Origin of the sequence: Aeromonas sp. Marseille-Q5825, from assembly GCF_946892685.1 — a bacterium.
Classification (GTDB): domain Bacteria; phylum Pseudomonadota; class Gammaproteobacteria; order Enterobacterales; family Aeromonadaceae; genus Aeromonas; species Aeromonas rivipollensis.
Genome location: NZ_CAMPOU010000001.1, coordinates 983,768 through 995,681 on the forward strand (window position 1 = coordinate 983,768; position 11,914 = coordinate 995,681).

Consider the following 11,914-nt stretch of genomic DNA (forward strand, 5'->3'; position numbering starts at 1 on the left):
CGGGCCCGTTCGTTTCTGCCTCCCGTCTTCTCCCCCGGTTTGCCAACACCCCTAGCAGCATTATCCAAACTTGCAAGGTGCGCCGATAAAATTCCTTGTCCAAGAATGTAATTTTCTATTTACACCGTCCCGGTCGCGGGCTAGATTGAAGTTTCTTCATCGCAGTCATTTAGCAGGAAACTTGGTCATGCAGCATCAAACCGACGACGTTCGTATCAGTGAAATCAAAGAGTTATTGCCCCCGGTTGCGGTGCTTGAGAAGTTTCCGGCGACCGAGACCGCATCAAATACCGTGTTTGAATCCCGCCAGGCCATCCATCAGATCCTGGCCGGTGAAGATCAGCGCCTGCTGGTGGTGATCGGCCCCTGCTCCATCCACGATCCGGTTGCCGCGCTGGAATACGGCAAGCGCCTCAAGACCTTGCGCGACGAGCTCAAGGGCCAGCTGGAAATCGTGATGCGGGTCTATTTCGAGAAGCCGCGCACCACAGTGGGCTGGAAGGGGCTGATCAACGACCCCTACCTCGACAACAGCTGCCAGATCAACGACGGCCTGCGCCTGGGTCGCAAGCTGCTGCTGGATCTCAACGACATGGGGCTGCCGACCGCCTCCGAGTTCCTCGACATGATCACCCCGCAATACGTGGCGGATCTGATGAGCTGGGGCGCCATCGGGGCCCGTACCACCGAATCCCAGGTGCACCGCGAGCTGGCCTCAGGTCTCTCCTGCCCGGTGGGCTTCAAGAACGGCACCGACGGCACCATCAAGGTGGCCATCGATGCCATCGGCGCCGCCAGCGCCCCGCACCACTTCCTGTCGGTGACCAAGTACGGTCACTCCGCCATCGTCTCGACCGCCGGCAACCCGGATTGTCACATCATATTGCGCGGTGGCCGCGAGCCGAACTACAGCGCCGCCCACGTGGATGAAGTGGTGAAAGGGCTGGACAAGGCCGGTCTGCCCCAGAAGGTGATGATCGACTTCAGCCACGCCAACAGCAGCAAGCAGTTCAAGAACCAGATGCTGGTGGCCGAGGACGTGGCCGGTCAGCTGCGCGCCGGCAGCAAGGCGGTGTTCGGCGTCATGGTGGAGAGCCACCTGGTGGAAGGCCGTCAGGATCTGGTGGAAGGGTGCGAACTCACCTTCGGTCAGAGCATCACGGATGCCTGCATCGGCTGGGCCGATACCGAGGTGCTGCTGCGCAATCTGGCGGATGCGGTCGCCACCCGCAACGCACTCTGAGGCCGGGGCGGGGATGCCCCGCTCACGGCAATAAAAAAGCGCGACCCCAGGGTCGCGCTTTTTGTTGGCTCAAAGAGGGGCTTACTTGGCCCGCTCCTGATGACCGCGCAGGCGGATGTTGATCATCTCCACCACCAGCGAGAAGGCCATGGCGAAGTAGATGTAACCCTTCGGAATGTGCATGTCCAACCCCTCGCCGACCAGGGCAACCCCGACCAGGATCAGGAAGGCGAGCGCCAGCATCTTGATGGTGGGGTGCTCGTCGACGAAGTCACCTATGGCCTTGGCGGCAAACATCATGACGCCGACGGCGATCATGATGGCCAGCACCATGACGGGCACGTGATCCGCCATGCCGACCGCTGTGATGACGGAATCCAGGCTGAAGATGATGTCGAGGATGGCGATCTGCACCAGTGTCGACATGAAGCCGGCGGTCTTGCTCACCATGCCGGGCTCCTCGGCGGCGCCCTCCAGGCTCTGGTGGATCTCGTGGGTACTCTTGGCGATGAGGAACAGGCCCCCCACCAGCAGGATGAGATCCCGGCCCGAGATGGCTTCATCCAGCATGCTGAACAGCGGCTCGGTGAGGCGCATCACCCAGGCCAGGGAGAGCAGCAGCAGGATGCGGGTGCCCATGGCAAGCCCCAGCCCGAGGATCCGCGCCTTCTGGCGTTGAGCCTCCGGCAGTCGCCCCACCAGGATGGAGATAAAGATGATGTTGTCGATGCCCAGCACGATCTCGAGCAGGGTCAGGGTGGCGAGCGCCACCCAGGCTGAGGGGTCAGCAATCCATTCCAGCATGATTGAACCTTGGTTGAAAAATTTGAAGCAGCGCATTCTAGCAGGGGGTTATGGCTTGTCCCAGTAGCGCGAAAAGATAAAAATGGCAGCCATCCAACGGGAGGAAAACATGTTTCGATTAGGGCTCATCATCAACCCCATCGCCGGCATTGGCGGTGCGGTCGGTCTCAAGGGCAGCGACGGCATGGTGGCCGAGGCGCTGGCGCGGGGCGCCATGCCCAAGGCCCGGGAGCGGGCCCGTCAGGCCCTTCTGCCCCTGTGCTCGCTCACAGACCAGTTCGAGCTGCTGACGGTGGCGGGAGAGATGGGGGAGACGCTCGCCGCCGAGCTGCATTTGCCTCACCGCATCCTCTACCAGCCCGCCGGGGCCCAGACGTGCGCCGAGGATACCCGGGCCGCCGCCCTGGCCCTGCGGGAAGCCGGGGTGGATCTGCTGCTCTTTGCCGGTGGGGATGGCACAGCCCGGGACATCTGCGCGGCTGTGGGGGAGTCCTGCCATGTGCTCGGCATCCCGGCGGGGTGCAAGATCCACTCCGGGGTCTACGGCGTGACCCCGACGGCGAGCGGCCGGGTGGCGGCGCGGATGATAGCAGGGGAGCTGCTGAGCCTGGTGGATGCCGAGGTGATGGACATCGACGAAGAGGCGTTTCGGGCGGGCAAGGTGCGCGCCCGCCACTACGGCCAGCTGCTGGTGCCCGGGGATCTGCGTTACGTCCAGGCGGTCAAGCAGGGCGGGCGGGAGTCCGAGGAGCTGGTGCTCGCCGATCTCGCCGCCGGCGTGGTGGAGCAGATGGAGCCTGACACCCTCTATCTGATGGGGTCGGGGAGCACAGTGGCCGCTTGCATGGCAGAGCTGGGTCTGGAAAATACCTTGCTCGGTGTGGATCTGGTGGAAAATGGCCAACTTATCGGGCAGGATCTCAGCGCCGCCGAGATCCTGACCCGGATCCGCGGTCGTCGCTGCCGCCTGATCATTACCCTGATCGGTGGTCAGGGACATCTGTTCGGGCGCGGAAATCAGCAACTGAGTCCAGAGGTGATCCGGGCCGTCGGGCGAGACCATATTCAGGTGCTCGCCACCAAGTCCAAGCTGGCGGCCCTCGAGGGACGTCCGCTGCTGGTGGATACCGATGACCCGGCACTGAACCGGTCGTTACGTGGTTATCTGCGCATAACCACGGGATACAAGGATCAGGTCATCTACCCGGTGGCCAACCCGGAATAGGACATCAAGGATGCGGCTGGCCTGGCGCCAGAGAGCCGCGATCAACCGGATCGCGGTTCCACTCCCCCGAATTTTTTGCCGGCAATCCCGGAAATGAGGCTGCGTTAAATGACGATTCACGATTTTGAACACAAGTTGTTGGGACTGATCGACGCCATGGTCGCCACGGCCAGCGAGGACGAGCTGTTTGCGGGCGGCTACCTGCGGGGTCATATCTCGCTCGCGGTGGCGCGCGCCGAGCTGGAGGGCAAGACGCTAGTGCGGGACGTAAAGAGCTATGTGCTGCGCAGCCTGAACGAGGCCATCTTGCAGGGGGAGCTCTCCGAGCAGGATGAGGTGCTGGTACAAGCCATGTGGAAGCGGCTGCAGCAGCAGGCGGAAGCTTGATCCCATTCGCAATTCAAACAGAAGTTTAAGTAATCTGCTTCCCTGAGTGTTATCAAAAGGTTAATAATGAGGCTCGCCTTTTGTTTCAGGGATTAAACTATGGCCTCCACCTCACGCATTGCCACCAAACTGCCGCTCGAGATGCTCTATCACTGGGAGCGGCAGTGTCCTGACCGGATCTATCTTCGCCAGACCATCAACCGCGAATACGTCGACTTCACCTGGGGTGAGGTCGCCGACGAGGCGCGCCGCATGGTGACGGCACTGCGTGCCCTGGGGCTGGTCCCGGGGGACAAGGTGGCCCTGCTCTCCAAGAATTGCGCAGAGTGGTTTATCGCCGATCTCGCCATGCAGATGGGGCAGTACGTGAGCGTGCCCATCTATCCGACCGCCAACGTCGACACCATCGAATACGTGCTGCGCCACAGCGAGGCCAAGGCCATCTTCGTCGGCAAGCTGGACGACTGGAAGAGCCAGGAGGCGGGGGTGCCCGCGGATCTGCTGCGCATAGCGCTGCCCTATGACACCATGCCGGCGGCCCACCAGTGGGACGCGCTGCTCGATGCCCATGAGCCCATCCCGGACAGCCCGGCGCAGGTGCCGGACGCCCTGCTGAGCCTGGTCTACACCTCAGGCAGCACCGGCAAGCCCAAGGGCGCCATGCTGAGCGTGGAGCGCTACGCCTGGTCCTGCGAGAAGCTGATGGAAGCGGTCTCCCTGACGGCTGCGGATCGCGGCTTCTCCTACCTGCCCCTCGCCCACATCACCGAGCGGGTCTACATCTACGGCGGCAGCCTGTTCAGCGGCGCCACCATCGCCTTCCCCGAGTCCCTCGATACCTTCATCGACGACGTCAAGCGCTGCCGACCCACCGTCTTCATCTCGGTGCCGCGGCTGTGGGCCATGTTCCGCATCAAGATCCACGAGAAGCTGCCCCAGAAGAAGCTGGCGCTGCTGCTCAAGATCCCGCTCATCTCGGGTCTCATCAAGAGCAAGCTGCAAAAGGGGCTGGGGCTGGATCAGGCGCGGGTGCTGGGTTGCGGCTCGGCCCCGGTGGCCCCGGCGCTGCTCGAGTGGTATCACAGCATAGGCCTCGAGATCACCGAGGCCTGGGGCATGACCGAGAACCACGCCTACTCCACCCTCAACTACCCCTTCAGGGCCGACAAGATAGGCTCTGTCGGCAAGGCGGGCCCCGGGGTGACCCTCAAGATCTCCGACGAGGGGGAGATCCTCTGCCGCTGTGACGGCATGATGCTGGGCTACTACAAGGATCCCGAGCACAGCGCCGAGGCCATCGATGCCGATGGCTGGCTCCACACCGGCGACATGGGCAAGCTGGACAGGGAGGGCTACCTCACCATCACGGGCCGCATGAAGGACGTGTTCAAGACCGCCAAGGGCAAGTACGTGGCCCCCGTGCCCATCGAGGGGATGCTGGGGCAGGAGCCCATCATAGAGCAGCTGTGCGTCATCGGTTACGGCATGCCGCAGCCGGTCGCCCTGGTGCAGCTCGCCGAGAGCGCCATGAAGGGGGACAGGGGGGCGGTCGATGCCCAGCTGGAGGCCGCCCTGACCCGGGTCAACGGCCAGCTCGAATCCCATGCCCGCCTGCGCGGCATCCTGGTGGTCAAGAGCCCCTGGAATATCGAGAACGGGGTGTTGACCCCCACCATGAAGATCCGCCGCCACCTGCTGGAGCAAAAATACGCGGACATAGGCGAGCGCTGGTCCGGTGCCAGGACCATCATCTGGGAGTCCTGACAGGGGCGCGCACTAGTTGGAATATCAATGAAATCAGGGGAGCCAGCGGCTCCCCTGATACATACTGGGCGCAAATCAGCGCGTCGCGGCCAGTGCAGACCCATGATCCGGGGGGCCTGGCAGGGGTGAAGGTATTTGGAAAATTAATGCAAAAAGGGGAACCAGTGGCTCCCCTAATACATTCCGGCGCAGGATCAGACCGCCAGGTACTCCAGCTGGACGGATCCCAGGGCCTTGAGGGTCGACTGGGCCGAATCCCGCTGGCTGATCTGGCCATCCTTGCTCTCCAAGAGCACGGCGCGGCGGACTCTGGTGAGCTCCTCGCCACCCAGCACCGCGTGGGCGCAGGCCATCTGCATGGGGGGCAGGCTTGGGTTGAAGGCGGCGTTCTCGGCGTAGCGACCGCAGAAGATGCGGCCATCCTCGAACTGCAGCGCCACAGCGGCATAGCCCTGGCTGTAGGGGGCATAGCTCTGGCGGGCGGCGGCCAGCGCGGCCTGCCACAGGGGGTCGTCGCTCTCGAGCACCAGCTCGTCGTGGGCCTGGGGGCTCATCAGGGCATCGGTGATCTCGAGATCGGCGGGGCCGAAGGAGTGGGGCAGGAAGGACTGCAGCTCGCTCAGGTCGTCCGGCAGGGAGACTTTGAGGGTCTTGGCGGTGCTCAGCTCGTTCATGAACTGGCGGCAGTGACCGCAAGGGGTGTAGTTGACGGTGATTTCACTGATCCCGGTCTCGCCGCCGAGCCAGGCGTTGGAGATGGCGGACTGCTCGGCGTGCACCGAGTGGAACAGCCCCTGACCGGCAAACTCCATGTTGGCGCCAAAATACCAGCTGCCGCTCAGGCCGCAGGCGATGGCGCCGACGAAGAACCTGGAGATGGGAGCGACCGAGCAGGCGGCCGCCAGCGGCAGCAGGGCCAGGCGCAGGGCACGATCGTCGAGCCCGGTGGCGGCTTTCAGTGTCGCCACCTGCTCAGGGGTAAAACGGGCCTGGAAATCGTCCCCCAGCATGGGCAGCAGGGCGGCCTGGAGTGGGGCGGAAAGGGTCTCGAACGGCTTGGCAAAGCGGGGATGCATACTGTGTCCTCAAAGGCCAATTGGGGGGCCATTGTAGGGAGCAAGCGCGGCGAAATGTGTGAGCGCGCTCACGCCTTGATGGGCAAAGGGCCGGGGATGGTAAAGGAAACGTTTGTCTTTCGCAATCTGTGCACTTGCTCGCAGCACTGAGGGCATGGTGGCGTCGTATGGAGGGGCAAAGAGGCCATGGCCGCAGGGGGCGGCCATGGCAGAGGGCGTGGCGCCGGGCTCAGGTCAGCCAGTGATAGAGGGCAAACAGCAGGGGGGCGACGGCGGCGGTCAGCACGCCGCACACCACCATGGCGAGCGACGAGAAGGCCCCCTGGGTGACGCCCTGCTCGGCAGAGGCGGCGGTGCCGATGGCGTGGGCGCAGGCCCCCATGGCGAGCCCCTGGGCCTCGGGGTCGGTCACCCGCATCAGCCTGAGCAGGGGATAGCCTATCAGGGCCCCCAATATCCCCACCACCACCACCACGGCGGCGGCGATGGCGGGAATGCCGCCGAGGGACTGGCTGACGCTCATGGCGAGCGGCGTGGTGATGGACTTGGTGGCGATGGAGGCGAGCAGGGCCGGATCCGCCCCCATCAGGTGGCCAATGCCCAAGGTGGTGCAGACCGAGATGAGCACAGAGGTGAGGGTGCAGAGGACGATGGGCTTGAGCTTGTCCCGGATCTGGCGGGCCTGCTGGTAGAGGGGCAGCGCCAGCGCCACCACGGCGGGCTCCAGCAGGGCAGTGATGGGGGCGGTACCGCGCTGGTACTGATCCAGCGGCAGATCCAGCCAGAGCAGCAGGCCAATGATGACGGCGGTGGGGATAAGCACAGGATTGATGACGGGCCAGGGCAGGCGGCGGTAGAGGGCCCGGGTCATGAAATAGAGCGCCAGGGTCAGGGGAATGGCCAACCAGAACATCATTGTCTGTTCATCCTTTGGTAGAGATGGCCGACGGCGCCCAGGATCAGCACTATGCCGAGCACCACGCAGAGCATGATGAGGCCGAAGGATTGACGCAGGGGCTCGAGCCAGGCCACCAGACCGACGGCGACCGGCACGAACAGGACCCCCATGTGACGGAGCAGCAGGCCGCCCCCCTGCTCGACCCAGGAGAAGCGGATCAGCTGCAAAGAGAGCAGCACGAACAGCAGCAGCATGCCGATGATGCTGCCGGGGAAGGCGAAGGGTAGCAGGGCGGCCAGGACCTTGCCCGCCAGCAGGCAGGCGATGATGACCAGAAAATCACGAAGGTAGCGCAAGGCGCGTTGCAACAACACGGGGGCCTCATCTTGGCAACTGTGAGCGAGGTCGCAGTTTAACAGGCACGGGGGGCATGGAACAGGGTCAACTGACCCACAGGGGATACAATGGCCCCGGCATCATCCCCATTCACAAGAAGGAGCTCCCATGTCGTACCCCTCTTTCCTGGCCAGATTGCGCCAGTTGCCCGCCGATCCCGCCCTGCCTCCCCAACTGCTGCAAACCCGTCAGTGGGACGGCCCCCTGTGCCGGGTGAGGCTGGACAATACCGGGTCCAGTCCCGAGGCCGTTCGCCACTGGCGGCTGTTTGAGGGGGCGCTTGGCCTCTCCCCCGACGCGGCCATCTACGGAGAGGGGTTCCAGATGCTGGCCCAGACCATGGGCAGCTGGCAGGCCCCAGAGCCGGTGGGCCGCTGCCCCGACGCCAGCGTCTATCGCATCACCGACGACGACGGCTATCACACAGTCCACAACCTGTTGCTGGTGGCCTGCGAGGGGGGCTGGCTGCTGCTGGCGTTCGCGAGCTGCCAGCGCTTTGGCGGCGAGTTCCGCCTCTATCCGGACGGCCGCCTGGAGATAGTGATGAACGCCGAAGGGCGCACCCTCGCACCCGGCCAGCACTGGCAGAGCGAGGCGCTGATCTGCCTGGAGGGGCCGGACAGGGAGACCCTGTTGGGGTCGCTGGCGGACTATATCGAGGCCGAACACCCTTCGCTGGTGGCGGACCTGGCCGCGCGCCCGAGTGGTTGGTGCTCCTGGTATCACTACTATGCGGACGTGAGCGCCGCCGACATTCGCGAGAACCTGGCGGTGCGGGCGATGCGCTTCCCGGCTCTGCGTTACGTGCAGATAGATGACGGCTATCAGGCGAAGATGGGGGACTGGCTCACCCCTTCACCCAAGTTCGAGCAGGGGGTGGCAACCCTGGCAGGGGAGATCCGCGCCGCCGGCTGCGAGCCCGCGCTCTGGGTCGCCCCCTTTATCGCCGAGCCCGGTTCGCAAGTGTTCCAGCAGCACCCTGACTGGTTCGTGAAGGGGGAGGATGGCCTGCCGCTGCCCTCGGAGCGGGTCACCTACGGCGGCTGGCGCTGCACCCCCTGGTATGTGCTGGACGGCACCCATCCCGAGGTGCAGGCCCACCTCGAACAGGTGTTTCGCACCCTGCGCGAGCAGTGGGGCATCCACTACTTCAAGCTGGATGCCAACTTCTGGGGTGCCATCCACGGGGGCCGCTTCCATGACCCCGCCGCCACCCGGGTCGAGGCCTATAGACGCGGCATGGCCGCCGTGCTGCGCGGGGCCGGGGAGGGCGCCTTCCTGCTCGGCTGCAACGCCCCCATCTGGCCTAGCCTTGGCCTGGTCCACGGCATGCGGGTGAGCGATGACGTGGAGCGCCAGGGCCCCCGTTTTCGCCAGATAGCGCGGGAAGCCTTCTGCCGCGCCTGGCAAGGCGATCGGCTCTGGGCGCTGGATCCCGACTGTGTCTGCCTGCGGGATATCCCGGGCCAACACGCCAGCGAGTCCGAGTATCAGTTCCACCTGGCCGCCCTGGTGGCGAGCGGCGGCATGGTGCTGGCCGGCGACCGGCTGCAGGATCTGGACGAGGTGCAGGGGACGCACCTTGGCAAGCTGCTGGCCCTGTGCGCGGCGCGCACCCCGGCGGCCCGTTTCGATGACATGGGGTTTGGCCGCGGCCGAGTGGCCCTGCCCGGGGGCGGCGAGCTGCTCTGCCTGTTCAACTGGGGCGAGCAAGCTGCCCGGGTAGCATTGCCTTCGGGGGGCAGGGATTTCTGGGACGACACCCCCCTGGGAGAGACGCTGGAACTGGCGGGGGGCCAGGGGCGGGTGATCCGTTATCTTTGAGTGCCGCACTCAGCAAAAAGGCTCCCTCGGGAGCCTTATTATCGGGTGGGGTTGACCCCTAGAAGTGCCACTCCATCCCGATGGCGTAGTTGGCGGAGCCATAGCCCGGGATCTCGTTGCTGGAGGCGAGCGCCTTGAGGGTCAGGCGGGCGCCCAAGGGAATGCCGAGCCCCATGCCGATGGCGACCTCGTCGCTCTGATCCCCCATCATGTCGACCCGCAGGGTGCGATAGAGGGAGAGATCCTGGCTCATCTGGGCATAGATCTGGGACGACTTGTTGTAGAGCTGACCGAAGATCTCCATCTGGAAGCCGTTCTGGGGCGTGATGGCCAGGGGAATGCCGGCGAAGCGATAGAGGTCCGAGTGGTTGAAATAGCTGTTGGTGATCTGGGGGGTGAAGTCGGTCTGCTGATAGAGGGTGCTGAAGTTGCGCTCGATCAGCTGATAGGTCTGCTCCGGCAGACGCAGCAGGTAGTCCGGCACCTCGAAACGTACCCCGGCCAGGGTGGCCTGGGGCAGCAAGGCACAAGCGACAAGGGTGAGAGCAGGCAGTGCTGAACGCATATAAGGAAAGATCCCCAACAGTCGAGGCGCGGCATCCATGCCGGCAGCGCATGTAATCATCAAACTATCAGGAGCTTGGCTCCCCCTGCTCATTATGTCGCGGGCGCGGGGAGCCGACAGGGTTTTAAGTGTGAAATGCCTCACATCTCATAGATCTTCCAGATAGTGATAGAGACTCTTTAGGATCGCAAAGTTCCGTTCGTTACTCTGATTCTGCTCCGCCAGCGCCTCGAGACGGGGCACATAGTCCGGCAGACGGCGGCTGAAGTAGTCGCTGCAATGCAGGCGCCAGCGCTTCTGCTCCGCTTCGCTCAAGGTGTGAGGCCAGTTGCGGGCGCGGTAGCGGAACAGCATCTCCGGCAGCCGCGAGTCGCTGAAGGCAAACTCCCGCTCCCCCAGCAGATCCGCCGGGGTGGCGCGCACCAGATCCATGGTGGACTTGTCGCCGTGACCGAAGAAACCGGCGTAGAGCTGGGTATCGGGATCGCTGTCATTGCTGCCAGCAAACTCCTGATTGAACACCTCCACCAGTTTCTCCCGCACCTCGGGATGGGCTCGCAGCAGATCCAGGCTCTTGCGGCACTGTTCCCTGTCTATGCCAAGCTGGTCGGCCCGCTCCGGGGTCAGGGTGGCGGCCGGCGCCAGCACAGGGCACTTGTTGATGTGCACCAGCTTCACCGGAATGGCCGCCAGATCCCCGAGATCATCCTTCCTGGTGTAGAGGCGCTCGCGGATCTCCTCGCTCGTGAGCTCGATGAGCGGGGTCGGGTCACGGGTCAGATCCACCATGATCACCGCATTCTGGTTGGTCGGATGCCAGGCGAGCGGCGATACCCAGCTTGCGCACCCCTGCCAGGGGGAGAACATGCCGGAGACATGGACCAGGGGCTTCATGGTCACCACGTCGATGAGCGCCTTCACCTTGTTCTTGTTGCGCAGGGCAAACAGGTAGTCAAACAGCTTGGGCTGGGCTTTTTTCACCAGCTTGGCCATCTCTATGGTGGCCAGCACGTCCGAGAGCGCATCGTGGGCGTTGGCGTGGGCCACGCCGTTGGCCACCGTCAGCCTCTCCAGCTTGAAGCTCGGCTTGCCCTCGTCGTCGAGGGCCCACTCTATCCCCTCGGGGCGCAGGGCATAGCAGGCCCGCAGCATGTCGAGGATATCCCAGCGGGAGTTGCCGTTCTGCCAGGCGTAGGCATAAGGGTCATAGAAGTTGCGATAGAGGGTGTAGCGGGTCACTTCATCATCGAAGCGGATGCTGTTGTAGCCCAGCACGCAGGTGTTCGGGGTGGCGAATTGCTCGTGAATTTGGCGAATGAAGTCCGCCTCGCAGAGCCCGTCCTTCATCGCCTTCTGCGGCGTGATACCGGTGATGAGGCAGGCTTCCGGCTCCGGCAGGTAGTCCGCCGGCGGCTTGCAATAAATCACCAGCGGCTCGCCGATGATGTTGAAATCGGCGTCGGTGCGAATGCCCGCAAACTGCGACGGCCTGTCCCTGGCGGGGCTGATGCCGAAGGTCTCGTAGTCGTGGAAGTAGAAGGTGGGCTCGCTGCCGGGCTGTGCTGTTTTGCTCATGTTGCTCGAGGTGAGGTGTCCGATGGCGGCGCCATGGCGCCTGGGTGGGCAGTGCCATGCACCGCAGTTGCCAGCATGGTAAACCATAGCGCAGGCAGAGCGAAGCCCGGGCGCCCTGGCTGCCGGTTTATTGAACGCTCATGGGCGTTGGCTCAGG

At 64.1% G+C, this 11,914-nt stretch carries 11 protein-coding genes; 5 read left to right on the forward strand and 6 right to left on the reverse strand.

Annotated elements, in window-relative coordinates; genetic code table 11:
* Positions 1-187 precede the first annotated feature (187 nt).
* A complete protein-coding gene (aroG, locus tag OC537_RS04580) occupies positions 188-1,243 on the forward strand; it encodes a 3-deoxy-7-phosphoheptulonate synthase AroG (protein ID WP_106887042.1) in 1,056 nt (351 codons plus the stop codon).
* 81 nt (positions 1,244-1,324) lie between these two features.
* Here aroG and OC537_RS04585 read toward each other — a convergent pair whose 3' ends face one another.
* Positions 1,325-2,047, reverse strand: a complete 723-nt coding sequence (locus OC537_RS04585; protein WP_404835121.1) for a TerC family protein — start codon at positions 2,045-2,047, stop codon at positions 1,325-1,327.
* 109 nt (positions 2,048-2,156) lie between these two features.
* Here OC537_RS04585 and OC537_RS04590 point away from each other — a divergent pair, with 109 nt between their 5' ends.
* The 3 genes from OC537_RS04590 to OC537_RS04600 all read left to right on the forward strand — a co-directional run bounded on the left by OC537_RS04590 (position 2,157) and on the right by OC537_RS04600 (position 5,423).
* Positions 2,157-3,272 carry an ATP-NAD kinase family protein gene (locus OC537_RS04590; RefSeq protein ID WP_163137017.1) on the forward strand — a complete coding sequence of 372 codons (1,116 nt, stop codon included), beginning with the start codon at positions 2,157-2,159 and terminating at the stop codon, positions 3,270-3,272.
* 108 nt (positions 3,273-3,380) lie between these two features.
* Entirely contained in the window at positions 3,381-3,659 is a 279-nt protein-coding gene (locus OC537_RS04595) for a YfcL family protein (RefSeq protein WP_111910930.1), read from the forward strand.
* A 99-nt stretch (positions 3,660-3,758) separates the two neighbouring features.
* A complete protein-coding gene (locus OC537_RS04600; protein ID WP_262109829.1) occupies positions 3,759-5,423 on the forward strand; it encodes an AMP-binding protein in 1,665 nt (554 codons plus the stop codon).
* Positions 5,424-5,617: 194 nt separating this feature from the next.
* Here OC537_RS04600 and cdd read toward each other — a convergent pair whose 3' ends face one another.
* The 3 genes from cdd to OC537_RS04615 all read right to left on the reverse strand — a co-directional run bounded on the left by cdd (position 5,618) and on the right by OC537_RS04615 (position 7,771).
* A complete protein-coding gene (gene cdd, locus OC537_RS04605) occupies positions 5,618-6,499 on the reverse strand; it encodes a cytidine deaminase (protein WP_163149082.1) in 882 nt (293 codons plus the stop codon).
* A gap of 229 nt (positions 6,500-6,728) precedes the next feature.
* Positions 6,729-7,415: an LrgB family protein gene (locus OC537_RS04610; RefSeq protein WP_262109832.1), complete on the reverse strand. Its 687-nt coding sequence runs from the start codon at positions 7,413-7,415 to the stop codon at positions 6,729-6,731.
* A complete protein-coding gene (locus OC537_RS04615) occupies positions 7,412-7,771 on the reverse strand; it encodes a CidA/LrgA family protein (protein WP_106887037.1) in 360 nt (119 codons plus the stop codon). The genes OC537_RS04610 and OC537_RS04615 overlap by 4 nt, the downstream gene beginning before the upstream one ends.
* 130 nt (positions 7,772-7,901) lie before the next feature.
* Here OC537_RS04615 and OC537_RS04620 point away from each other — a divergent pair, with 130 nt between their 5' ends.
* Positions 7,902-9,617 (forward strand): glycoside hydrolase family 36 protein, encoded by a 1,716-nt coding sequence (locus tag OC537_RS04620; RefSeq protein WP_262109836.1) that lies wholly within the window; start codon positions 7,902-7,904, stop codon positions 9,615-9,617.
* 58 nt (positions 9,618-9,675) lie between these two features.
* Here OC537_RS04620 and OC537_RS04625 read toward each other — a convergent pair whose 3' ends face one another.
* Both OC537_RS04625 and sbcB read right to left on the reverse strand, forming a co-directional pair.
* The gene (locus tag OC537_RS04625) at positions 9,676-10,182 is read right to left on the reverse strand and encodes a hypothetical protein (protein ID WP_106887035.1); all 507 of its coding nucleotides are present in this window, start codon (positions 10,180-10,182) and stop codon (positions 9,676-9,678) included.
* Positions 10,183-10,329: 147 nt separating this feature from the next.
* Entirely contained in the window at positions 10,330-11,757 is a 1,428-nt protein-coding gene (gene sbcB / locus OC537_RS04630; protein WP_262109839.1) for an exodeoxyribonuclease I, read from the reverse strand.
* Positions 11,758-11,914: the final 157 nt, after the last annotated feature.

Bases quoted from the DNA above. Each gene is read 5' to 3' on its own strand.
- aroG (WP_106887042.1), top strand. From the start codon at position 188: ATGCAGCATCAAACCGACGACGTTCGTATCAGTGAAATCAAAGAGTTA.
- OC537_RS04585 (WP_404835121.1), bottom strand. From the start codon at position 2,047: ATGCTGGAATGGATTGCTGACCCCTCAGCCTGGGTGGCGCTCGCCACC.
- OC537_RS04590 (WP_163137017.1), top strand. From the start codon at position 2,157: ATGTTTCGATTAGGGCTCATCATCAACCCCATCGCCGGCATTGGCGGT.
- OC537_RS04595 (WP_111910930.1), top strand. From the start codon at position 3,381: ATGACGATTCACGATTTTGAACACAAGTTGTTGGGACTGATCGACGCC.
- OC537_RS04600 (WP_262109829.1), top strand. From the start codon at position 3,759: ATGGCCTCCACCTCACGCATTGCCACCAAACTGCCGCTCGAGATGCTC.
- cdd (WP_163149082.1), bottom strand. From the start codon at position 6,499: ATGCATCCCCGCTTTGCCAAGCCGTTCGAGACCCTTTCCGCCCCACTC.
- OC537_RS04610 (WP_262109832.1), bottom strand. From the start codon at position 7,415: ATGATGTTCTGGTTGGCCATTCCCCTGACCCTGGCGCTCTATTTCATG.
- OC537_RS04620 (WP_262109836.1), top strand. From the start codon at position 7,902: ATGTCGTACCCCTCTTTCCTGGCCAGATTGCGCCAGTTGCCCGCCGAT.
- OC537_RS04625 (WP_106887035.1), bottom strand. From the start codon at position 10,182: ATGCGTTCAGCACTGCCTGCTCTCACCCTTGTCGCTTGTGCCTTGCTG.
- sbcB (WP_262109839.1), bottom strand. From the start codon at position 11,757: ATGAGCAAAACAGCACAGCCCGGCAGCGAGCCCACCTTCTACTTCCAC.